Origin of the sequence: Falsiroseomonas oryziterrae (genome assembly GCF_021864505.1) — a bacterium.
GTDB lineage: Bacteria > Pseudomonadota > Alphaproteobacteria > Acetobacterales > Acetobacteraceae > Falsiroseomonas > Falsiroseomonas oryziterrae.
The window spans coordinates 1-19,172 of record NZ_JAKJIB010000045.1 but is presented as its reverse complement, the minus strand read 5'-3'; the positions used below and the strand labels follow the sequence as shown (position 1 = coordinate 19,172).

The 19,172-nt window shown below is 69.6% G+C and carries 19 protein-coding genes; 8 read left to right on the top strand and 11 right to left on the bottom strand.

Annotated features, from left to right (window positions below; all coding sequences use genetic code 11):
* Positions 1-250, top strand: a 250-nt coding sequence (locus L2I40_RS06430; protein ID WP_237214050.1) for a hypothetical protein, incomplete at its 5' end; no start/stop codon positions are given.
* Between the two features lie 3 nt (positions 251-253).
* Here L2I40_RS06430 and L2I40_RS06425 read toward each other — a convergent pair.
* The 3 genes from L2I40_RS06425 to L2I40_RS06415 all read right to left on the bottom strand — a co-directional run bounded on the left by L2I40_RS06425 (position 254) and on the right by L2I40_RS06415 (position 3,299).
* Positions 254-1,501 carry a molybdopterin molybdotransferase MoeA gene (locus tag L2I40_RS06425; RefSeq protein WP_237214049.1) on the bottom strand — a complete coding sequence of 416 codons (1,248 nt, stop codon included), beginning with the start codon at positions 1,499-1,501 and terminating at the stop codon, positions 254-256.
* Positions 1,502-1,522: 21 nt separating this feature from the next.
* A complete protein-coding gene (gene mobB, locus L2I40_RS06420; RefSeq protein ID WP_237214048.1) occupies positions 1,523-2,041 on the bottom strand; it encodes a molybdopterin-guanine dinucleotide biosynthesis protein B in 519 nt (172 codons plus the stop codon).
* Positions 2,042-2,141: 100 nt separating this feature from the next.
* Positions 2,142-3,299, bottom strand: a complete 1,158-nt coding sequence (locus tag L2I40_RS06415; RefSeq protein ID WP_237214047.1) for a CaiB/BaiF CoA transferase family protein — start codon at positions 3,297-3,299, stop codon at positions 2,142-2,144.
* A 66-nt stretch (positions 3,300-3,365) separates the two neighbouring features.
* Between L2I40_RS06415 and L2I40_RS06410 the strand changes: the two genes are divergently transcribed.
* Positions 3,366-3,755 carry a hypothetical protein gene (locus L2I40_RS06410; protein WP_237214046.1) on the top strand — a complete coding sequence of 130 codons (390 nt, stop codon included), beginning with the start codon at positions 3,366-3,368 and terminating at the stop codon, positions 3,753-3,755.
* Here the strand turns inward: L2I40_RS06410 and L2I40_RS06405 are convergent.
* Positions 3,749-4,921, bottom strand: a complete 1,173-nt coding sequence (locus L2I40_RS06405; RefSeq protein WP_237214045.1) for an acyl-CoA dehydrogenase family protein — start codon at positions 4,919-4,921, stop codon at positions 3,749-3,751. The two genes, L2I40_RS06410 and L2I40_RS06405, sit on opposite strands and share 7 nt — an antisense overlap.
* 148 nt (positions 4,922-5,069) lie before the next feature.
* Between L2I40_RS06405 and L2I40_RS06400 the strand changes: the two genes are divergently transcribed.
* On the top strand, positions 5,070-5,207 hold the full coding sequence (locus L2I40_RS06400; RefSeq protein WP_237214044.1) for a hypothetical protein: 138 nt from the start codon (positions 5,070-5,072) through the stop codon (positions 5,205-5,207).
* A 9-nt stretch (positions 5,208-5,216) separates the two neighbouring features.
* Here the strand turns inward: L2I40_RS06400 and L2I40_RS06395 are convergent, their stop codons facing one another.
* Together L2I40_RS06395 and L2I40_RS06390 are read right to left on the bottom strand one after the other, a co-directional pair.
* Complete coding sequence (locus L2I40_RS06395; RefSeq protein ID WP_237214043.1) at positions 5,217-5,804, bottom strand: LysE family translocator; 588 nt, start codon at positions 5,802-5,804, stop codon at positions 5,217-5,219.
* A 31-nt stretch (positions 5,805-5,835) separates the two neighbouring features.
* On the bottom strand, positions 5,836-7,290 hold the full coding sequence (locus L2I40_RS06390) for an N-acyl-D-amino-acid deacylase family protein (RefSeq protein ID WP_237214042.1): 1,455 nt from the start codon (positions 7,288-7,290) through the stop codon (positions 5,836-5,838).
* Positions 7,291-7,379: 89 nt separating this feature from the next.
* On the opposite strand from L2I40_RS06390, the gene L2I40_RS06385 reads away from it, so the two are divergent.
* The gene (locus L2I40_RS06385) at positions 7,380-7,592 is read left to right on the top strand and encodes a hypothetical protein (RefSeq protein ID WP_237214041.1); all 213 of its coding nucleotides are present in this window, start codon (positions 7,380-7,382) and stop codon (positions 7,590-7,592) included.
* A 71-nt stretch (positions 7,593-7,663) separates the two neighbouring features.
* On the opposite strand, the gene L2I40_RS06380 is transcribed toward L2I40_RS06385, so the two are convergent.
* Genes L2I40_RS06380 through L2I40_RS06360 form a run of 5 tightly spaced genes read right to left on the bottom strand, consistent with a single transcriptional unit; the run spans position 7,664 to position 15,189 of the window.
* Entirely contained in the window at positions 7,664-9,346 is a 1,683-nt protein-coding gene (locus L2I40_RS06380) for an AIPR family protein (protein WP_237214040.1), read from the bottom strand.
* Between the two features lie 12 nt (positions 9,347-9,358).
* Positions 9,359-11,032, bottom strand: coding sequence for a hydantoinase B/oxoprolinase family protein (locus L2I40_RS06375; RefSeq protein WP_237214039.1), 1,674 nt, complete (start codon positions 11,030-11,032; stop codon positions 9,359-9,361).
* Entirely contained in the window at positions 11,032-13,128 is a 2,097-nt protein-coding gene (locus L2I40_RS06370; RefSeq protein ID WP_237214038.1) for a hydantoinase/oxoprolinase family protein, read from the bottom strand. Before L2I40_RS06370 ends, L2I40_RS06375 begins: the two co-directional genes overlap by 1 nt.
* A complete protein-coding gene (locus L2I40_RS06365; protein ID WP_237214037.1) occupies positions 13,125-14,390 on the bottom strand; it encodes a Zn-dependent hydrolase in 1,266 nt (421 codons plus the stop codon). Before L2I40_RS06365 ends, L2I40_RS06370 begins: the two co-directional genes overlap by 4 nt.
* Before the next feature lie 10 nt (positions 14,391-14,400).
* Positions 14,401-15,189: an SDR family oxidoreductase gene (locus L2I40_RS06360; protein WP_237214036.1), complete on the bottom strand. Its 789-nt coding sequence runs from the start codon at positions 15,187-15,189 to the stop codon at positions 14,401-14,403.
* Positions 15,190-15,299: 110 nt separating this feature from the next.
* On the opposite strand from L2I40_RS06360, the gene L2I40_RS06355 reads away from it, so the two are divergent.
* The 4 genes from L2I40_RS06355 to L2I40_RS06340 all read left to right on the top strand — a co-directional run.
* Positions 15,300-16,277, top strand: coding sequence for a 2-hydroxyacid dehydrogenase (locus L2I40_RS06355; protein WP_237214035.1), 978 nt, complete (start codon positions 15,300-15,302; stop codon positions 16,275-16,277).
* 114 nt (positions 16,278-16,391) lie between these two features.
* The gene (locus L2I40_RS06350; protein ID WP_237214034.1) at positions 16,392-16,742 is read left to right on the top strand and encodes a hypothetical protein; all 351 of its coding nucleotides are present in this window, start codon (positions 16,392-16,394) and stop codon (positions 16,740-16,742) included.
* A gap of 53 nt (positions 16,743-16,795) precedes the next feature.
* Positions 16,796-18,475: an ABC transporter permease gene (locus L2I40_RS06345; protein WP_237214033.1), complete on the top strand. Its 1,680-nt coding sequence runs from the start codon at positions 16,796-16,798 to the stop codon at positions 18,473-18,475.
* A gap of 73 nt (positions 18,476-18,548) precedes the next feature.
* Positions 18,549-19,172, top strand: a 624-nt coding sequence (locus tag L2I40_RS06340; protein WP_237214032.1) for a penicillin acylase family protein, incomplete at its 3' end; no start/stop codon positions are given.

Genomic DNA, 19,172 nt, shown 5'->3' with positions numbered 1-19,172 from the left:
GGTCGCCGCGACGAACCATTGGGCCTCGCTCGATCTTCCCGGCGCGCCGCGCTGGCGGTTGAGCGCCGAGCGCCAGGCCGCGATGGACGCCGTGCTGCGCGACGTGCCCGACGGGCTCGCCTGGCTGGCGCCGCCGCTGCTCAACGCCGGCACGCGGCTCGCGGCCACGCTGCGCCCTGCGGAGGGCCGCCTGACGCTCGCCGCCTTCGAGGGCGAGCGGCAGGTAAGCAAGGTGCTGGAGCTGAACTGAGCGTCAGTACACCGCGCGGAAGGGGAGCACGCGGATGCGGTCACCGGGCGCGACCTGCGTCACCTCCTCCGGGAGTTCCGCGAAGGCGTCGGATTCGGTGAGCGAGGTCAGCAGCCCCGCACCTTCGCGCGGATACTTCCGCGCCACCGGCAGGTCGTCGCCGAAGGCCAGCGCGACGCGGACATATTCCCGCCGTCCGGCCTTCTTGCGGTAGGCGAAGTCGGCGGTCGCGGCGAAGCGCGGCAGCGGGTCCGGCGCGGCGCCGGCCAGCCGCAGCAGCAAGGGCCGCGCGAGGTGCAGAAAGGTGACGACGGCGGCCACCGGATTGCCCGGCAGGCCGACCACCGGCGTGCCGCGCACGACGCCCATTGCGGCCGGGCGGCCGGGCTTCACGGCGAGGCGCCAGAACACCAGCGCCCCGCCCGCCTCGATCGCCGCCTTCACATGGTCCGCCTCGCCGGTGGAGACGCCGCCCGAGGTCAGCAGCAGGTCATGCGTCCCTGCCGCCCCGGCCAAGGCCTGCGCGGTCGCGTCGCGGTCGTCGGGAAGGATGCCGAGGTCGGAGACCTCGACGGGCAGCGAGGCGAGCAGCGCCATCAGGGTGAAGCGGTTGGAATCGTAGGTCTGGGCCGCGCCGAGCGGACGCCCGGGCTCGGCCAGCTCGTCGCCGGTCGAGAAGACGCCGACCCGCACGCGCCGCCGCACCGCGAGCCGCGTGACGCCGAGCGCGGCCGCCAGACCGATGTCTGGCGCGGCCAGGCGGCGCCCGGCGCGGAGCGCAACCGCGCCTTCCTGCATGTCCTCGCCCGCCGGGCGGCAATTCGCGCCACGCTTCAGTCCGGGCGGGAGCACCACCGCGCCCGCTTCCTCGCGCGCATCCTCCTGCATCATCACCGTATCGGCGCCCGCGGGCATCGGCGCACCGGTGAAGATGCGCAGCGCCGTGCCCGGCGCGACCGGCGCACCCACGGCGCCCGCCTGCAGGCGCCCCACGACGAGAAGGCGTGTCTCGCCCTCGGCCGCAAGATCGGCGTGCCGGAAGGCATAGCCATCCACGGCGGAGTTGAAGAAGGGCGGCAGCGCGACCGGTGCGCGCAGATCCTCGGCCAGCACGCGGCCCGGCGCGTCGCGCAGCGCCACCTGCTCCTCGCCCTCGAGCACGGGAACCCGCGCCTCGATCAGCGCGGCGGCCTGCTCCACCGCGAGCAGCTTGCCGCCAAAGGCGAAGCAATCGTCGCTGAGCTGAGCCATGCGCGGTCTCTACCCTGCTCTCTAACCGTGGGCCAGGAAGCTTTCCAACGGCTGGGCATGGGCCAGGATCAGCCCGGCGATGGCGGCGATGTCGTCGAGATGGGCGTGCGGCAGCCGCCCCGCCGGCGGCGCGACATCGGCGGCAATGGCGGCGATGAAGGGGTCGTCCGGGTGCAGCCAAGGCTTGCCGTTGGCGGCGCGATGCACCTCGAGCTTCGGATGCGCGTCGCGCTTGAAGCCCTCGACGATCACCAGGTCGACCGGGTCGAGCTTGCGGAGCAGCGCCGAGAGCGGCGGCTCCGGCGCGCCGCGCAGTTCCGTCATCAGCGCCCAGCGGTTGGCACTCGCGACCAGCACCTGGCGCGCCCCCGCGCTGCGATGCTCGTAGCTGTCCTTGCCGGGCCGGTCGATGTCAAAGGCGTGGTGCGCGTGCTTGAGCGTCGACACCGACACGCCGCGCCCGGCGAGTTCCGGGATCAGCCGGGTCATCAGCGTGGTCTTTCCGGCGCCGCTCCAGCCGGCGAGTCCGATCAGGCGCAAGGCGGTCTGGTCCTGTCTCTGTGGGTCGGGACGACGTCCGGGCGGATCGCAGCCGGCGTTGCCAAACATCCGTTCCGTGGTGATGTCGCGCAACGTCTCGTCATGTCGGCGTGTGCTGCATGGCGGCGAACTCGGCCCGGATCGCCGTGCCATGCTCATCGAGAGCAGGAACATGTCCCGCCGGCCGCGCTGCGCCCTCGAATCGCGCCGCCGGCGCCGCCAGGCGAACCGGGCCATTCGCCGTCGCCGCCTCGATCCGACGCAGCGCCGGGTGGCGGGAAAACTCGGCCACGCCGTTGACGAAGCCATATGCGGTGCCGGCCGCGTCGAGCCGCGCGGCCGCCTCCGCCCGGGTCCAGCCTGCGAAGGCGCGGGCGACATGGGCATCCACCGCCGCGCGGTTCGCCACCCGCTCGGTGTTGCTGCGCCAGCCCTCGCGCGAGGCCAGGCTCGGATCGCCGAGCACGCCGGCGCAGAAGGCCGCCCATTCGCGCTCGTTCTGGATCGAGACCAGCACCAGCGCGCCATCGGCGCAGGCGAAGGCGCCGTAGGGGCAGATGGAGGGATGCGCGAGGCCGACGCGCTGCGGCGCCCGGCCGGTGCCCTCGTAGAACAGCAGCGGCACGTTCATCCAATCCGCCATGGCGTCGAACAGGCTCACGGCGATACCGGTCCCACGCCCGGTGATGCCGCGCGCGATCAGCGCCTCCAGCACGGCGGCATGCGCGTTCATGCCCGTGGCGATGTCCACGACGGAGACGCCGACGCGCCCCGGCCCCGCTGGATGGCCGGTGATGGAAGCGAGCCCGCTCTCGGCCTGCACGAGCAGGTCATAGGCCTTCATCCCCGCATAGTCGCCCGCCTCGCCGTAGCCGGAGATGTCGACCGTGATCAGTCGCGAATGCTTCGCGCGAAGCTCGGCAGAGCCGAAGCCCGCCCGCGCCAGCGCGCCGGGGGCGAGGTTCTGCACGAAGACATCGGCGCGTGCGATCATGCGCGCGAGCAGCGCCTTGTCGTCAGGGTTCTTGATGTCGAGCGCGATGCTCTCCTTGCCGCGGTTCAGCCAGACGAAGTAGCTCGACTGCCCCTTGGCGGCCGTGTCGTAGCCGCGCGCGAAGTCGCCCTCCGGCCGCTCCACCTTGATCACCCGTGCGCCGGCATCGGCCAGCTTCTGGGTGCAGGTGGGGGCCGCGACCGCCTGCTCCAGCGCGACGACCAGCAGGCCCGCGAGCGGGCGCGATTGCGCAAGATCGGTCAAGACCGCCTCCCTTGCCGCCGTGGCGCGGATCGGCGATGCCGGCAGCAACCCTGCCGGGAGACCCCCATGCCGAAGAGTTGGGATGACAAGTATCGCAGCGCCAAGCCGCCGCATGTGACGGTGCTCGCGAAGCCATTCGCAGGCGTGGGTGCGGGGGAGAAGCTGTTCATCGCGTCACCGGCCCTGCTGGACCGGCGCATCCGCGCCATTCCGCCCGGCCGCACGGTGGACCCGGTGGCGCTGCGCGCCGAACTCGCGCGGGAGAATGGCGCGAGCGCAACCTGCCCGACCTCGACGGCCATCTTCCTGCGCATCGTGGCGGAGCGCGCGCTGGAGCGGCTGGACGCCGATCCCGCGCCCTTCTGGCGCGTGATCGCGCCGGACTCGCCGCTGGCGCGGAAGCTCTCCTGTGGGCCCGACTTCATCCGCCACCGCCGCGCGCTGGAGGCTCAGTAGCTCCGCGGCATGCCGAGCACGTGCTCGCCGATGTAGCTGAGGATCAGGTTCGTGCTGATCGGCGCGACCTGATACAGCCGCGTCTCGCGGAACTTGCGCTCGATGTCGTATTCCTCGGCGAAGCCGAAGCCGCCATGGGTGTTCACGCAGGCCTCGCCTGCGGCCCAGGACGCCTCGGCGGCGAGCATCTTGCCCATGTTGGCTTCCTCGCCGCAGGGCTCGCCGCGCTCGAACTTCGCCAGGCCTTCCTTCACGATGGCCTCTGCGGCGCGCATCTGGGCGTAGGCGCGCGCGATCGGGAACTGCACGCCCTGGTTCGCGCCGATCGGGCGGCCGAACAGCACGCGCTCCTTCGCGTAGTTCCGCGCCTTCTCGATGAACCACTTGGCGTCGCCGATGCACTCCGCCGCGATCAGCAGGCGCTCCGCGTTCATCCCGTCGAGGATGTAGCGGAAACCCTTGCCCTCGACGCCGACGAGGTTCTCCGCCGGCACTTCCATGTTGTCGAAGAAGACCTCGCAGGAATTGTGGTTCATCATCGTGCGGATCGGGCGGATGGTAAGGCCCTTCCCCAGCGCCTCGCGCATGTCGACGATGAAGGTGGAGAGGCCCTCGGTCTTCTTCGCGACCTGGTCGCGCGGGGTGGTGCGCGCGAGCAGCAGCATCAGGTCGGAATGCTCCGCCCGGCTGGTCCAGATCTTCTGGCCGTTGACGATGTACTTCTCGCCCTCGCGCCGGGCGGTCGTGCGGAGGCTGGTGGTGTCGGTGCCGCTGGTGGGCTCGGTCACGCCGAAGGCCTGCAGGCGCAGCTCGCCCGCGGCGATCTTCGGCAGGTAGCGCGCCTTCTGCGCCGCGCTGCCGTGCCGCAGGATCGTGCCCATGATGTACATCTGCGCGTGGCAGGCCGCGCCGTTGCAGCCCGAGGCCTGGATCTCCTCGAGGATCGCTGCCGCACCCGACAGCGGCAGGCCGGCGCCGCCGTATTCCTCGGGGATGAGCGCGGCGAGCCAGCCGGCCTCGGTCAGCGCGTTGACGAATTCGGTCGGGTAGCCGCGGCGGGCGTCGAGCTCGCGCCAGTACTCGCCGGGGAACTTCGCGCAGAGCTTGCGCACCTCGACGCGGATCTCGGCATGCGGGTCGGCCTGGGCGGGCGCGTGCTGGTCCATGGCGGCATCTCCTCGGCGCCTGCGATTAGGCTGGGGGGCTGCGGCTGTCCATCGCCGGGTGGGGCCGAATCAACAACCGGGGAGGCCCGGATCGTTGCCTGTACGCGGGTCTAGGCTGCGGCGGCCGGGCACCGCGCAGGAGGCCTCCATGGCCCGCATCCTCGCCATCGCCGCCAGCATCGTCGTCCTGGCCATCGCGCCGCTCGCCGCCATGAACGCGCTGGGACAGGCCGGTGTAGAGCAGGTGCGCCAGGCGATCTGCTTCTATCCGTTCATGGGCGAGTAGCGCCCCGCTTTAGCGCAGCAGCGGCAGGACGCTGAGCGCCAGCAGCACGCCCATGGCGATGTTGAAGCGGCGGAGCGCGACCGGGCTCTTCAGCAGCCGTCCGGTCCCGGCGCCGATCCCGGCCCAGACGACCAGGCAGGGCATGGACACGGCGGCGAAGACGGCGGCGATGGCGATCACCTGCGGCGCAAGCGGCGCCGCCTCGCTCGTGAAGGCCGGGATGGCGGCCGCGGTCAGCATCCAGGCCTTCGGATTGACCCACTGGAAGCCCGCCGCGCCCCAGAAGCCGAGCGGCGGGCGCGCCGCACGCTCGCCGGGCGGCGGCGCGGTCGCGATCTTCCAGGCGAGCCATAGCAGCCAGGCCGCGCCCACCCAGCGCAGCACGCCATGCAGCGTCGGGCTGGCGGCCAGCGGCGCGGCGAGGCCGAGCCCGACCAGCAGCAGCATCGCGCCGAAGCCGAAGGTGATGCCGAGCATGTGGGGCAGCACCGCCCGCACGCCGTGGCTCGCCGACGCCGCCGCCACCATGAGAACGTTCGGCCCCGGCGTGACGGAACCCGCGATCGCGAAGCCGAGCAGGGGCAGCCAGTCGGGCATGCCCCGATACTAGGTCAGCAATATTGACCCATCAAGCCTTATGCCGGGTGACGAGGCGCCCCGGCCTTTCGCCCGTGGCCCCCTTCCCTGCCTTGAAGGTCGGCACGCCATTGGCCCAGACCTCCTCGATGCCGATCGAGGGCTGCTTCGGATCCTCGAAGGTGGCGGCGTCGATCACCGTCGCGGGGTCGAACAGCACGAGGTCGGCATAGGCGCCCTCGCGCAGCACGCCGCGGTCCACGATGCCATAGGCCTCGGCGCAGCGGCCGGTCATCTTGTGGATCGCCGTTTCCATGCTGAAGAGGCCGAGGCCACGCGCGTAGTGACCGAGCACGCGCGGGAAGGTGCCCCAGAGACGCGGATGCGGATGCGCGTCGTGCGGGATGCCGTCGGAGCCGATCATGGACATCGGATGCGCCATGATCCGCTGCACATCGTCCTCGTCCATCTGGAAGGTGATCTGGCCGGCGGGCAGCAGGCGCTCCGCCGCCATGCGGATGTCGGTGTTCCAGCCGCGCGCGATCTCGTCGAGGTAGCGGCCCGCCATCTCCGGATGCGGGATGGACCAGGTGATCATCACCTTCACGTCGTCGCGCAGCCGATCCGGCATCAGCACTGTGGAGCCGGCCGGATAGGGATAGACGTCGTAGGCAAGCTGCTGCGTGCGCGCATAGGCTTCGAGCAGCGGCAGGGTCTGGATCGAGCGGCCGTAATTCTCCGGCATGGAGCATTTGTGGTGGCTGATCTGCACCTGCACGCCGGCGCGCTTGCCGATCTCCATCGTCTCCTCGATGGCGGCGAGGATGTGGTTCGCCTCGTCGCGCATGTGCGTGGAGTAGAGCCCGTCGAAGGGCTTCAGCGCCTCGGTGATCGCGACCACCTCGTCGGTCGTCGCATGCATGTTGGGCTTGTAGTAGAGCCCGGTGGAGAAGCCCGAGGCGCCTTCCGCCATCGCCTGCTTCACGCGGGCATGCATGTGGTGGATCTCCTTGTCGGTGGCCGGGCGATAGACGTCGCCGTTCATCGCCTCGACGCGGAGCGTCTGGTTGCCCACCAGGGCGTAGACGTTGACCTCGGAACCCTTCGAGTTGATCTCGTGGGCGTAGTCGCCGAAGTCGCCGAAGCGCCACCAGCCCTCGGCGCCGACCAGGTCGAGCGGCGGCGGGGGCGGCGCCTTGAAGCGGGCGGGCGCCAGCGACACGCCGCAGCAGCCGCAGACGACGGTGGTGACACCCTGGCTCGTCTTGCAGAGCGTCCCCTCCGGCCCGAGCAGCACGGCGCGGTCGTCATGGGTGTGGGCGTCGATGAAGCCGGGCGCGATGGCCTTGCCGGTCGCGACGATCTCGCGGTCGGCGCTGGCGCCACCGAGGTCGCCGACGCCGACGATGCGCTCGCCGGTCACGCCGACATCGCCGACACGCCGCGGGCCGCCGGTGCCGTCGAAGATCGTGGCATCGCGGATGATGAGGTCGCAGCGCAGGGCCATGGTCGTGTTCCGGGCGTCTCCGCCGGGATCATGGCAAGCGGTGCGCGGGTGCGGAAGGGAGCCGGCGGGCTGGCCCCACTTTGGCGGACATGAGCGAAAAGCCCGGTCTGCCGTGCCGCGATGGTCAGGCGCCTATCGGCGTGAGCGAGCGCATGAGCAGCGCCGATCCCGCGAGCGCGAGCACCGCGGACAAGGTCCAGCGCGGCGGGGTCACCTGGAACCCGAGGGCCAAGGTCCCGTCAGCCCTCTACCCGGACCCGCCCGGCGTCATGGATGAAACGAAGGGCGGGCCGGACGAATAATCACGCGGAAATCCCGCCGGGGAGCGCGCGACAGTCGCTCCATGCGTCGCTGAGCCAAAGCTGATCTCAAATCAGGAGTGGTCGTCCTGAGACCAAAGCTGGGAAAAGGTTTCTGCTTTCTTTCGTGCAACATCACGACTAAACGTGGCGATTAGCTTTGATGCCAAATCGCGGCTTTCCTTCTGGCTCTTGAGCATGCTCTTATAGTCAAACATCTCTCCTGCAGAACGGACCTCGTAATTGAGATCCTGGATGATCCCGCTTAGGATATTGGAGATAGCGCCCTTGAAGCGGTCCATCGCTGTCGTATCGGCTAGTAGCGGCGACGGATCCGCCAGGAACTCACTCGCCACCTTATCTCGCCGCAGTATCTGAGCAACGACATCCAAAATGAAGAACCTTGTCAGGGTATATGAAGCGAACGGTTTATTTTCGATGTTATTCATTTCATGCTGAATGATCCCCATTATCTGATCCATCAAGATAATACGACGAGCTGTTGCTTCCGGACGACCAAATATTCTCGTATATAAGTCGTCGAACAATTTGTATAACTGATGGCACGACCACGGCTCGGCGAGATCAAATGCCAACAAAAGGCGCCCCGCTTCTTCGTTGCTAAGGACACGCTTGCCTGGGTTTTGCTCGCCGCGCTTGATCTCAAGCACGTAATTATCGTATTTCAGAGTGTCGAATTCTGATTTCAGTCGAATCTGAAGCTGATGATTAGAGCGTAGATCTCTTGGCTTAATCGCGTTCTGGTTATTGCTTATGAGAGTAATCTGCCTCGCGAGTTCCTGGTTCCCGCTGACCTGAATAATTCTCAGAAGAATGCGTAAATCAGACGTGATCTGACTCTTGCTCTGATGAAGTGCAGTAAGACTTTGAGCGCCGTTCACAACCACAAAATTTTCCACGCTCACCTTACCGTCGGAAAGGGAGGCTTTATCACAGAGCAATGTAACGCCGTTATGAAAGAGCGGAAACTTTCTGTGCTGCGACTTATCTTGCAGTGTCTTTGCAATGGCCTTGTTCACTTCAGTGTTGCCGAGACTAAGGCGAACATTTTGGGCAAACAAATTACCATCTGATATACCCGGCAGAGCGACCAGCTCAGTCGCTGCCGCAGGAAACATGTAAAGGATAGCAAGATCTGAAACTTGGTGAATTAGCGGCGCGTCGCCGCAAGAAAATGAGAAGCTCTGCTTGACCCCGTCGGGCAGGCTCAGATCAATATATTCGTCGCAAATTCGCCGTCGATCGAACAAATCAATTCTCTTCTCGTTCTGCAAAAATTCACGAGCATTGTGGTCTGGGTCGTGGTTGCAGATGAAGTTACCTTTGACGGCATACCCCTTGCGTACCAACGCAGAGAGATTCTTGCCAACGATAATCTTCTTCAGCTCCGCATTTGCTGCGCTCTGCAATATGGCGTCTACTTTCTCGGCCGTCTCGAACTGGGTGATGGATCCAAGGAACTCCTTGAGCGCGGTATCGCCTAAAGTGGCGGCCGAATTTTGACGAATTTTAGTCTGAAAGAGTATTATCTCTTCCGCATATTCATCGACGTATACTCCATCGATCCCTTTGTCGTTGCTCGAGTCGCATATGGCGTCCCGCGCATCGACGTCATCAAGCCGATAGATGTGTTCCAGAAACCAATTCAGGAATGCGGCGGACTCTGGAAGCCCCTTTGCCACATAGGGCTTAAGCGTCACCGTGAGGTGTGCGTAGTCAAGCTCAGGGGGCTGCATCCACTCACCTCATCACAGCACGTTGGCGATGTGTCCGTACTGTAATTGTGCTTGCTCCTCGCTTACCAGACCATCCGCCACGTCGCGCGCCACCTTGTCCCGAGCCCGCGCACGGGGATCGCCCATGCCGCCGCCGCCGGCCAGCTTCAGCACCAGCCGCCGTCCCTTCGGGATCACCTGGTAGCCCTTGGTGCGGAGCAGGGTGCCGTCGTCGAGGCCGACCCAGCCGGGCGCGCCCTCGCCCCCGCCCTCGCGGCCCTTGGGCGGGTTCGCGACGCGGTCGAAGGTCGCGTTCACCGCGAACTCCGCATCGCCCTTGGCGCCGATCTCCATCACCTTGCCGAAGCCGCCGCGGGTGCGGCCGGGGCCTGCGGAATCCGCCCGGATCTCGTTGCGCCAGAAGATCACCGGCGCGACGTTCTCCGTCGCCTCCACCGGCATCGTCCGCACGCCGGAGGGGAAGGCGGTGCCGTCGAGGCCATCCTTGGTCGGCCGCGCGCCGGTGCCGCCGGAATTGAAGGTGATGATTTCGAAATCCGGCAGCTCGGCCGCGGCGCCGCTGACCTGCGCGCCGCCGCGGAGCGGCGGGTTCCAGAGCGCCGAGGACCCCTCGGCGTTCACCCGGTCCGGCACCGCCTGGTGCAGGCAGCCCATCATCAGGTCGGGCAGCAGCTGGCCGATCACGTGGCGCACGCTGACCGGATAGGGGCGCGGCGCGTTGAGGATGCAGCCCTCCGGGATCTCCATCCGGAAGGGCGCGAGCGAGGCCCAGTTGTTCGGGATCTCCGGCGCCACGACGCATTTGATCCCGAAGCAGGAATAGGCGCGGCAATAGGCGGCGGGGACGTTGATGCCGCGGCTCGAAAGGCCCGAGGTGCCGGCATAGTCCACGACGATCTCGTTCTCGCGCACGATCATCGCCGCCTTCAGCGTGACCGGCGCCTCGTAGCCGTCGGAGCGGATCTCGCCACGATAGGTGCCGCGCGGGATCTTCGCGATCTCGTCCAGCGTGGCCTTGAGCGAGCTGTCGAAGATGTAGGCGGCGAGCTCATCGAGCCCGTCCATCGCGTATTCGTCCATCATCTCGACAAGCCGCTTGGCGCCGGCGTCGTTGCAGGCGCAGAGCGAGTAGACGTCGCCTTCCAGCTCCACCGGCGTGCGCGATCCGGCGCGGATGAAGTCGAAGAAGGTCTCGTTCGGGCGCCCCTGGTCGAAGCACTTCACGATCGGGATGTAGAGCCCCTCCTCGAAGACGCTCCGTCCCTCCGGCCCCATGCCGAGGCCGCCGACATCGATCACATGCGCTGTGTTGGCGAAGAGCCCGACGATCTGCCCGTTGCGGAAGGCCGGCGTGACGACGGTGAGGTCGTGCAGGTGGCCGGTGCCGAGCCAGGGATCGTTGGTGATGTAATGGTCGCCCGGCTTCATCGTCTCGGCAGGGAACTTCGCGAGGAAGTGGCCGACGCTCTCCATCATGGAGTTGACGTGGCCCGGCGTGCCGGTGACGGCCTGGGCCAGCATGCGACCCTTCAGGTCGAAGATGCCGGCCGAGAGGTCGCCCGCCTCGCGCACCGTGGTGCTGAAGGCGGTGCGGATCATGATCTGCGCCTGCTCCTCGACGACCGCGATCAGGCGGTTCCACTGGATCTGGCGCTGGATCTTCGCGAGGGCCTCGTTCGCAGCCATCAGTGCGACCCCCGCGTCAGTTCGAGATACCCCAACCCGTCCATCCGGCAGCGCCAGCCCGGCCCGACCAGCGTCGAGGTTTCCGCCTCCGCCACGATGCAGGGGCCGGCGACCTCGGCGCCGGGCGCCATCGCGTCGCGGTCATAGACCGCCCAATCCGCGACCTCGCCCGTCGCCGTGTCGCGCACCGCCTGGGTCCGGACGCGCTGCGGCGCGGGCGCGTCATGCACAGGTGCGACCGGCTTCACCTTCTCCACGATCGTCGAGACGGTGACGGCGAAGGAGAGGATCTCCACGTCGCTGCCCGGCACAGGCCGGTCGTAGAAGCGCGTGTACTCGGCGTCGTAGGCGGCGCGGATCGCGGCCACGTCGGCCACCGTCAGTTCGCGCGCCGGCAGCGGCACCGCGATCTCGTGCCCCTGGCCGACATAGCGCATGAAGGCCAGCCGATGCTCCTCGGCCGGCGCGCCGAAGGAGCCGTGCGCGACCACCTCGGACGCCTCGGCCGACATCGACGCCAGCAGCGCATTGACCGCCTGCAGGTCGAAGCTGGCGAAGCGCTGGTAGAGCGACTTCACGACCTCATAGGCGACCGGCGCACGCAGAAAGCCGATGGCCGAACCGACCCCGGCCCCGGATGGAACGAGAAGTCGCGTCACGCCGATCTTCTCGGCGACGCGATAGCCATGCACCGGCCCGCCGCCGCCGAAGGCGATGATCGCGCGGCCCTCATAGCCCTTGCCGGATTCGATGGCGTGGACGCGCGCGGCATTCGCCATGTTCTCGTCCACCATCTCGACCACGCCGAGCGCAGCCATCTCCGGCGACAGGCCCAGCCGATCGCCGACATGCGCCGTCATCGCGCCCTTCGCGGCGCCGAGGTCCAGCTTCAGCGCGCCGCCCGCGAAGAGCTCCGGCTCGTAGCGCCCGAGCAGCAGGTTGGCATCCGTCACGGCGGGCTGCGTGCCGCCACGACCGTAGCAGGCCGGCCCCGGATCAGCGCCCGCGCTTTCCGGCCCCACCTGGATGCGGCCCATGCTGTCGAGATGCGCGATGGAACCACCGCCGGCGCCGATCTCCACCATCTCGATCACCGGGATGCGCAGCGGCAGCCCGGAACCCTTCTTGAACCGCCCGACGCGTGCGACCTCGAAGGTCCGCGCCGCCTGCGGGGCGAAGTCGTCCACCAGGCAGACCTTCGCGGTGGTGCCGCCCATGTCGAAGGACAGGACCTGCCCCCAGCCTTTCTGCCGCGCGACATGGGCTGCGAAGATCGCGCCGCCCGCCGGCCCGGATTCCACCAGCCGGATCGGGAAGCGCGCCGCGGTGTCGAGCGTGGTCAGCCCGCCGCCCGACAGCATCAGGAACAGCGGGCAGGTCAGCCCGGCGGCGCGCAGCCCGTCCTCGAGCCGGTGCAGGTAGCTCGCCATCTTCGGCTGGACATAGGCATTGGCGACGGTGGTCGAGAAGCGCTCCCATTCGCGCATCTCGGGCGAGACCTCCGACGACAGGGACACCGGCAGGTCGGGCCAGAGCTGCCGCACGATCGCCGCCGCGCGCTTCTCATGCGCCGGATTGACGAAGCTGTGCAGGAAGCCGATCGCAAGGCTCTCGATGCCTTCGTCGCGCAGGAAGGCGAGCTGGCGGCGCACCGCCTCCTCGTCCAGCGGGCGCAGGACATGGCCCTCGTTATCGAGCCGCTCCGGCACCGTCACGCGCCAGCGCCGCGGCACCAGCGGCTGCGGCAGCTCGATGTTCAGGTCGTACTGGTCGTAGCGAGACTCGTTGCCGAGCGCGATGACGTCGCGGAACCCGTCCGTGGTCAGCAGCGCGGTGCGCGCGCCCTTGCGCTCGATGATCGCGTTGGTCGCGAGCGTCGTGCCGTGGATGACGAGCGACACCTCGGCCGGCTGCAGTCCAGCGCGGCCGAGCACGACGCGCACGCCCTCCAGCACACCCTGCTCGGGCGCGGACGGCGTGGTGAGGACCTTCGCCGTCCACCGCTCGCCTCCCCGCTCGACGGCGAGGTCTGTGAAGGTGCCGCCGATGTCCACCGCAAGGCGCGCCTCCGGCGCGACCGCAAGCCGCGCGCTCACTGCGCCATCTCCGCCGCCCAGCGCTGCACCACCGCGCAGGCCTTGGCAAAGTCCTCCATCCGCATCGCCTCGTTCGGATTGTGGCTGCCGTTCTGGTTGCGGACGAAGATCATCCCGGCCGGGATGCCCGCCTGCACGAAGGCCGCCGCGTCATGCCCGCCGCCGCTCGCCATCACCTTGAACGGGATGCCGAGCGCCCCCGCCGCGCGCCTGAGCCCGGCCTGCACCTCGGCGTCCATCGGCGCCGCGCGGCTCGACGTCTCCTGCCCCAGATCGAAGCGCACGCCGCGGCGCGCCTCGATCTCCGGCACCAGGTCGTAGAGCGTCTCCATCAGCGCATCGACGCTGTGCGGGTTGACGCTGCGCACGTCGAGCTGGAATTCCGCCTCGCCCGCGATGCGCGTGAAGCCCGCATCGGCCGTCGTGGCGAGCACGCAGAAGGTGCAGACCAGCGCATGGCCGTCGGCCTCCAGCTCGGCCCAGCGGTCGTCCACGCCATGCGCAAGCTCGGCCAGCGCGATCGCGGCGTCGCGGCGGTACTTGCGCGGCGTCGCGCCGGAATGGTTGGTCTCGCCGATCACGCGCGCGTTGCGCAGGCGCCGGCTGCCGGGGATGCCGGTCACGATGCCGACCGGCACGCCCTCCGCATCCAGCACCGGCCCCTGCTCGATGTGCAGTTCCAGGAAGGCTGCCGTGTCCTCGACCGAGAAGGTCCGCCCGCCGCGCTCCACGAAGCCGGGATCGAACCCCTCCTCGCGCATGTGCTCGGCCAGCGTCCGGCCGCTGTCCATGCGCTTGATCGCAAGCTCCGCCGGCTTCAGCAGGCCGAGCGCACCGCGGCTGCCCGGATAGCTGGTCGGGAACCAGGCCCCCGCCTCCTCCGCCCGCACCGCCACCACCGTCACGTCGCGACCCGGCACGAAGCCGGCGCGCTTCATGCCCGCGATGGTCGCGAGCCCCGCCAGCACGCCCGCAGCGCCGTCGTAATTGCCGCCCGACTTCACGCTGTCGAGATGGCTGCCGAGCAGCACGCGCTTCGCGCCCCGGTCGCTGCCCGGCAGCGTCATCAGAAGATTGCCGACTGGGTCCACCCGCGTCTCGAGCCCCGCCTGGTCGGCAGCTTCGCGCACCATCGCATGCGCCTTCGCCTCGCCCGGGCCATAGGCCTCGCGCGTGATGCCGACGCCGTCATGCGTCGCCGCGCGCAGCTCCTCGAACAGCCGCTCCGCCAGCGCGGTGTCGGCGGTGAGATTGGGCAGCATCGCAGCCTCCTCAGATGCTGCGCACCATGCCCCCGTCGATGCGCAGGATGTTCCCGGTGATGTAGGCGCCCTTGTCGGAGCAGAGGAAGGCGGCAAGCGGGCCGAACTCCTCCGGCTTGCCGATGCGTTGCGCGGGGATGGTCTTGGCGCGCTCCGCGATCACCTGGTCCACCTCCACACCGCGCACCTTGGCGGCACCCGCCTGCGTCTCGCGCAGCCGCCCGGTCATGATGGCGCCGGGGGCGAGGATGTTGCAGGTCACGTTGTCGCCCGCAACTTCCAGCGCGACCGACTTGTTCCAGCCCACCATCGCGCCGCGCAGGATGTTGGACAGCGCCAGGTTCGGGATCGGCTGCTCCATGCCCGTCGAGCCGACGGTCAGCACGCGGCCGTATTTCCGCGACCGCATCCCCGGGATCAGCTTCGTCGCGATGCGGATCGGGTGCTGCACGATGCGCGGGAACCACTCCACCAGCTGCTCCTGCGTCACCTCCAGCGGCCCGCAGGGCGGCGGCCCACCGTGGTTGAGCACCAGGATGTCCACGCCCCCCAGCAGCCGCACCGCCTCGTCGGCCAGCCGGTCCACATCGGCGGCGGAGGCGATGTCGGCCGGCACGCCGAAGGCCGCCGGCGCACCGAGCGCCTTCAGCTCCGCCGCCACCTGGTCCAGGCTCGCCTGGTCGCGGCCGCTCACCACCAGCGCCACGCCCTCGGCGGCCAGCGCATCCGCGATCGAGCGCCCCAGGCCCTTGGAGGCCCCCATGACCAGCGCGCGCTTCCCGGCGATGCCGAGGTCCATCGTTCCACTCCCTCTTCCGGCGGACAGGGGGGCGAAGCTGCCCCCCGGCCGCCCCGCTGGCAAGGCTCGCCGGCTTTGCTATTGCCCTGCACGCCAAGGAGAGATGCGACGTGCCGAAGCCCGTCCTGCTGCTGACCCGCAAGCTGCCCCCGGCGGTCGAGGCGCGTGCCGCGCGCGATTACGACGCGCGTCTCAACCCGGACGACGCAGCCTGGTCGCGCGATCCGGCCGAGATCGCCCGCCGCGCGGCGGAGGCAGGAGCGGACGGCATCCTCTGCGCGGCCGGCGACGCCTTCGGCGCCGCCACCTTCGCCGCGCTGCCGGAGAAGGTGCGGATCGTCGCGACCTTCTCGGTCGGCACCGACCATCTCGACCTCGCTGCCGCGAAGGCGCGCGGCATCGTCGTGACGAACACGCCGGACGTGCTCTCCTTCGCCACCGCCGAGATCGCGCTGACCCTGATGCTGATGGCCGCGCGCCGCGCCGGGGAGGGCGAGCGCATGGTGCGCGCGCGCGCCTGGACCGGCTGGACGCCAACCCAGCTCATGGGCGTGACGCTGGAGGGCAAGACGCTCGGCATCGCCGGCTTCGGCCGCATCGGGCGCGAGCTGGCGAAGATGGCGCGCGGCCTCGGCATGGCGATCCACTACCGCAACCGGACCCGCCTGCCGCCGGAGCTCGAGGCCGGCGCCACCTACCACGCGGACGACGCGTCCTTCCTCGGCTCGCTCGACGTGCTGTCGATGCACATGCCGGGCGGGCCGGAGACGCGCCACTGGTTGAACGCCGAGCGCCTCGCGCTCCTCAGGCCAGGCGCGATCGTAGTGAACACCGGCCGCGGGACCTCGGTGGACGACACCGCGCTGGTTGCAGCGCTTCGGTCGGGGCATGTCCGTGCCGCGGGCCTCGACGTCTATGACGGCGAGCCGCGGGTGCATGAAGGATACTTCCTGCAGGAGAACGTCGTGCTGCTGCCGCATCTCGGGAGCGCCACGGTGGAGACGCGCGACGCCATGGGTTTCCGGGCGCTGGACAACCTGGACGCGGTGCTGCTGCGCGGCGATGCCGCGCTGCACAGGGTTGCGTGAAGCCTCACGCCAGTTGACAGTGTGGGAGGCTCTGCAATCGGACGCGCCGCGACCGGCGCGCACAGGAGGTGAGGTGATCGCGGCTGGGATCGCGCCGGCTGGCCCGCTCGACCGATGAGACAGGCTGCCCGCATCACCCTGTTCGTGCAGGACAACGACGGCACGCTGGAGACCGTCCCGGACCTCGAGGTCCTGCATGCCCTGATGCAGCAGACGCCGCTAGTGAACCGGAATCCCGACGGCAGCCGGACCTTCGTCTTCGACCTGCCCGATCCGTCCTCCGCGCTCACGCGCGTGCGGCGCGCCGCTGCGCCCGACCCGAACCGGCTGCGCGCGCATATCGCCGCCATGGGCAGCGAGGCGCGGGCGCTCGGCCTGCCGCTGACCGCCGCGCTTGCCGACTCCGCGGAGATCGTCGCCGAGACCGAGCTCGGCAGCGTCGCGCCGCCGCGCATCCGCAGCTGATCGCCGGGCGCGGCCCCGTGGCCGAGCCGCCCCCGCCCGTGTAGACAGCCGCCATGTCCGTCACCGAGGCGGGGTCGCGCGAGCTGCCGCCAACGTCCCTCCCGGCCGTTCGCCGGCGCATGACGCCGGCCTGGGCCTGGGCCTCCGTCCTGGTCGCCGCGCTGATCGCCGCCCCGATCGCCTCGGTGCTGGTGACGGCGCTGGCTCCGGGCGGCGCCGCCTGGGCGCATCTGCTCCGCACCGTGCTGCCCGACCTGCTGACCAACTCCGTGCTGCTCGCGGTGCTGGTGGGGCTGCTCGCGGCCAGCATGGGCGCGATCAGCGCCTGGCTGGTCGCCGCCTGCGCCTTCCGCGGCCGCGGCGTGCTGGAGGTGGCGCTGCTGCTTCCCCTCGCCATGCCCGCCTATGTCTGCGGCTACGCCTATGTCTGGCTGCTGGACGTGGCGGGCCCCGTCCAGTCGGTGCTGCGCGACGCCACCGGGCTGCGCTGGGGCGAGTACTGGTTCCCCGAGATCCGCAGCCTACCCGGCGCGGCGCTGATGCTCGCGGCGGTGCTCTACCCCTACGTCTATCTCCTCTGCCGGAGCGCCTTCCTCAACCAGAGCGTCTGCCTGCTGGAGGCGAGCCGGACCCTCGGCCACGGCCTGCCGCGCACCTTCCTCCATGTCGCGCTGCCCATGGCGCGTCCCGCGCTCGCGGCCGGCATCGCGCTGGCGCTGATGGAGACGCTGGCCGATTACGGCACGGTGCAGCACTTCGCGGTGCGGACCTTCACCACCGGCATCTACGATGCGTGGTTCGGACTGGCCGATCGGCCCGCGGCCGCGCAGCTCGCCGCCTGCCTCATGGGCCTGGTCGCACTGCTGCTGTTGCTGGAGCGCCTCTCGCGCGGCGGGCGCCGTTTCCACCCCACCACCACGCGCAGCCCGCCGCTGCGCCCGGTGGTGCTGCATGGCTGGAAGGAAGCCGCCGCGATCGCCGCCTGCGCCGGGCCCGTCCTGCTTGGCTTCGTCATCCCGGCCGGCACGCTGCTCGCGCTCATGCTGCAGCAGGGCAACCCCTTCGAGCTGCGCCGGGTCCTGCCCTTCGCGTGGAACAGCCTCACCCTCGCCGCCATCACGGCGGTCCTCGCGGTGCTGCTCGCGGCGCTGCTCGCCTGGGCGCAGCGGCTGCATCCATCGCCGGTGCGCGCCGCCGCGAACCGCGTCGCCTCGCTGGGCTATGCCATCCCGGGATCGGTGATCGCGGTCGGCGCGCTGGTGCCCTTCGGCCTGTTCGACAATGCGCTCGACGCCTGGATGCGGGCGACCTTCGGGGTTTCAACGGGCCTGCTGCTGTCGGGCACCATCGCGGCGCTCGTCTTCGCCTATCTCGTACGCTTCCTCGGGGTCGGGCTCTCCTCGGTCGAAAGCGGGCTGACCCGCATCAAGCCGAGCCTCTTTTCGGCGGCTCGCGTGCTTGGCCGCAGCCCGGGGCGGGCGGTGCGGGAAGTGGAACTTCCGCTGGCGCGCGGCGCGCTGCTCACGGCCGCCGTGCTCGTCTTCGTGGACACGATGAAGGAATTGCCGGCGACGCTCATCGTGCGGCCCTTCGACTTCGATACGCTCGCGGTCCGGGTCTACAACCTCGCATCCGACGAGCGCCTCGCGGAGGCCTCAACCGCCGCGCTGCTCATCGTCGTCGTCGGCCTGCTGCCGGTCGTCGCGCTGGTCCGCGCCATGCGACGACACTGAGCCGCTGGACGTTCGCGCCGCAGGGTCCATCTCATCGCGCATGCCGGGGACGTCCATGCCACGCCGGAGACGGATGCGCGCCGCCCTGATCGGCCTGCTGACGCTGCTGCCCGGCTGCGCCGCCCTCTCGCCGCGCGAGGCGACGGTGGAACGCCGGCTCGCGCAGCTTCCGGCGACCGGCGCGCCCGTCTCGCGCCCGGTCGAGATCCGCTGGAACGACCACATGGTCCCATGGATCACCGCCGAGAGCGACGAGGACCTCGCGGTGGCGCTCGGCCTCGTCCACGGCCACCTTCGCGGCGCGCAGGTCATGCTCATGCGCCTCGTCGCGCAGGGCCGGCTCGCGGAGGTCGCGGGACCGCCGGCCGTGGAGGTGGATCATGCGTTGCGCATCCTCGGCTTCGGCCGCGCTGCGCCGGAGATCGTCCGCGCCTGGCCGCCCGAGACGCGCGTCTTCGTGCAGGCCTTCCTGCGCGGGCTGAACCACGCGCTGCTGAACGGGCCGCGCCCGCCCGAGGCGGGGCTGCTCGGCCTGCCGCGCGAGCCGGTGACGGAGGAGGACCTGCTGGCGATCGGGCGCCTCGCCGGCACGGACATCAACTGGCTCGCCTACATCTCGCTGCTGCCACAGCGCGGCCAGCCGGGCTTCGCCGAGCTCTGGGCGCGCACGCGCGAGGCCGGCGGCAGCCCCGTCGGC

What these genes read in the sequence shown, in the direction of transcription:
- L2I40_RS06425 (WP_237214049.1), bottom strand. Translation starts at nt 1,501, where the DNA reads ATGGCTCAGCTCAGCGACGATTGCTTCGCCTTTGGCGGCAAGCTGCTC.
- L2I40_RS06410 (WP_237214046.1), top strand. Translation starts at nt 3,366, where the DNA reads ATGCCGAAGAGTTGGGATGACAAGTATCGCAGCGCCAAGCCGCCGCAT.
- L2I40_RS06405 (WP_237214045.1), bottom strand. Translation starts at nt 4,921, where the DNA reads ATGGACCAGCACGCGCCCGCCCAGGCCGACCCGCATGCCGAGATCCGC.
- L2I40_RS06400 (WP_237214044.1), top strand. Translation starts at nt 5,070, where the DNA reads ATGGCCCGCATCCTCGCCATCGCCGCCAGCATCGTCGTCCTGGCCATC.
- L2I40_RS06395 (WP_237214043.1), bottom strand. Translation starts at nt 5,804, where the DNA reads ATGCCCGACTGGCTGCCCCTGCTCGGCTTCGCGATCGCGGGTTCCGTC.
- L2I40_RS06390 (WP_237214042.1), bottom strand. Translation starts at nt 7,290, where the DNA reads ATGGCCCTGCGCTGCGACCTCATCATCCGCGATGCCACGATCTTCGAC.
- L2I40_RS06385 (WP_237214041.1), top strand. Translation starts at nt 7,380, where the DNA reads ATGAGCGAAAAGCCCGGTCTGCCGTGCCGCGATGGTCAGGCGCCTATC.
- L2I40_RS06380 (WP_237214040.1), bottom strand. Translation starts at nt 9,346, where the DNA reads ATGCAGCCCCCTGAGCTTGACTACGCACACCTCACGGTGACGCTTAAG.
- L2I40_RS06375 (WP_237214039.1), bottom strand. Translation starts at nt 11,032, where the DNA reads ATGGCTGCGAACGAGGCCCTCGCGAAGATCCAGCGCCAGATCCAGTGG.
- L2I40_RS06365 (WP_237214037.1), bottom strand. Translation starts at nt 14,390, where the DNA reads ATGCTGCCCAATCTCACCGCCGACACCGCGCTGGCGGAGCGGCTGTTC.
- L2I40_RS06360 (WP_237214036.1), bottom strand. Translation starts at nt 15,189, where the DNA reads ATGGACCTCGGCATCGCCGGGAAGCGCGCGCTGGTCATGGGGGCCTCC.
- L2I40_RS06350 (WP_237214034.1), top strand. Translation starts at nt 16,392, where the DNA reads ATGAGACAGGCTGCCCGCATCACCCTGTTCGTGCAGGACAACGACGGC.
- L2I40_RS06345 (WP_237214033.1), top strand. Translation starts at nt 16,796, where the DNA reads ATGTCCGTCACCGAGGCGGGGTCGCGCGAGCTGCCGCCAACGTCCCTC.